The organism is Pedobacter sp. 01T416_2 (assembly GCF_056398925.1).
On sequence record NZ_JBFTQI010001006.1, the window covers coordinates 1 to 1767 of the forward strand.

Annotated in this window: 1 protein-coding gene and 1 pseudogene; both read right to left on the reverse strand. The window is 38.3% G+C overall.

Annotation, left to right across the window (positions count from 1 at the left end):
* Positions 1 to 83: 83 nt before the first annotated feature.
* Complete coding sequence (locus tag AC1DPQ_RS26750; protein ID WP_029278263.1) at positions 84 to 1283, reverse strand: DUF1501 domain-containing protein; 1200 nt, start codon at positions 1281 to 1283, stop codon at positions 84 to 86.
* Between the two features lie 92 nt (positions 1284 to 1375).
* Positions 1376 to 1767: pseudogene (locus AC1DPQ_RS26755) on the reverse strand (DUF1800 domain-containing protein); the annotation flags it as partial.

Here is a 1767-nt window from a genome sequence, read left to right on the forward strand (position 1 = left end):
GTTTATGTGTTAAAAAGGAAATAGATAATAAAGAAGTCAAGTTGAATAAACAACCTGCTATGAAACTTGACTTCTTGTAAGATCTATATAAAATCGAGCGTATTAAACTTTTTATTCAGAATATCAGCATTATTTACATCCAGCCATTTATCTAAAATGGTACCATAAACCTGTCTGAAATCCAATTGATATTTTAAATCGCCTGTATCCAGATCACTTAAATTAGGCGCAGCATTAAAAATCCCTTGTTTCTTTAATTTTCCGCCAAAAACAAACATATTATTTGCCGTTCCGTGGTCGGTGCCGTTACTGGCGTTTTGTTCAACCCTGCGGCCAAATTCGGAGAAGGTAATTACCAAGGTATCCTCCAATTTATTGTTCGATTTTAGATCTTTCAAAAAAGCAGCCATACCTTCACTATATTGTTTAAGCAGATTACCTTGTTGACCAATCTGATTTACGTGGGTATCAAAACCACTTAAGGATACATAATAAACCCTTGTTTTTAATCCCGAAGAAATAAATTTAGAAACCGTTTTCAATTGGTTTGCAAAACCCGAAGTAGGGTAAGTAGATTTCGACTGATAAATTTTGGAAGTATTCTGGATATAACTGGCAGAGGATGAAGTTTCGATCATGGTTTTATATAAATAACCTAAATTATCTTCATCTAAATGTTCCTTATCATTCTGCAGCATGGCCTTAAAAAAGGGATCGTTTGTATTACGGAACAAAGCTGCGGGATCTTTTAATGCAATTCCTTTTTTGGTTTGCCCTTTCATGGCCAGAGAAAGCGAGTCGTCTACTTCTATCGCAGTATAAGGGAATTTGCAGGTTTGGCAATTGCTATCTAAATAACGGCCAATCCATCCGGTTGATAGGAATTGATTGCTATCGCTACCCGTTTGCCAGATATCCATCGAACGGAAATGCGAGCGATCTGGATTGGGGTAGCCAACATCGTTGATGATGGTCATCCAGCCTTGATCATAAATTTCTTGCAGGGCCGCCATGTTCGGATTTAGCCCCTGCATGTCGTTCAATTTAATTACCTCTTCAGGTTTAATGGCAATACTTTTTCTTTTTTGGTAGTAAATATCGTTTCCAAAGGGAATAACCGTATTTAAACCGTCATTTCCACCAGAAAGCTGTACCACAACTAGGTTTTTGTATAGGCTCAGCTCATCAAGCGCCATGGCCTCAAGCGGTTTCATAAAAGCGGGAACAAATAGCGAACCTGCTGCAACAAATCCTGTATTTCTTAAAAAATTTCTTCTGTTCATCTTGTTAATATTTTGGTTCAATGTTCATTCGTCAATAGTTCATTGGTTTGGGTGTTCAGCTAATTGGCTATTGGACCATCAACCATTGACTATTAACACAACTGATACTCTGGCATACTGGTAATTTCGACTGCAGTACTTCGCAATCCTTTATTATCGCTTACCATCGTTGTTATTTTGGCATTTAATTTCGGTTGCAATAAAAACTCGGTAAGTTCCAGTGGCGTTAATCCTTTTGGTAAAGTATCTAAAAATTTAGGCCAGTCTGCATTTGCGTTTACGTACGATTTTGGTTTCATGTTGGCATTTGCATTGGTGGTAGCTGTTCTGCTTAAGGCAATTACAGCTTCGTCTTCAGGATCTGCTTTGCCGCTGAAATCGATTTCCCCGTCATTTAAAACAAGCGAAGGAATGCGCATCCTTAACATTAATGATGAACTATCAATCCAGCTTTGTCCGCCAGGCCAGCCCGCTACATTAGGTG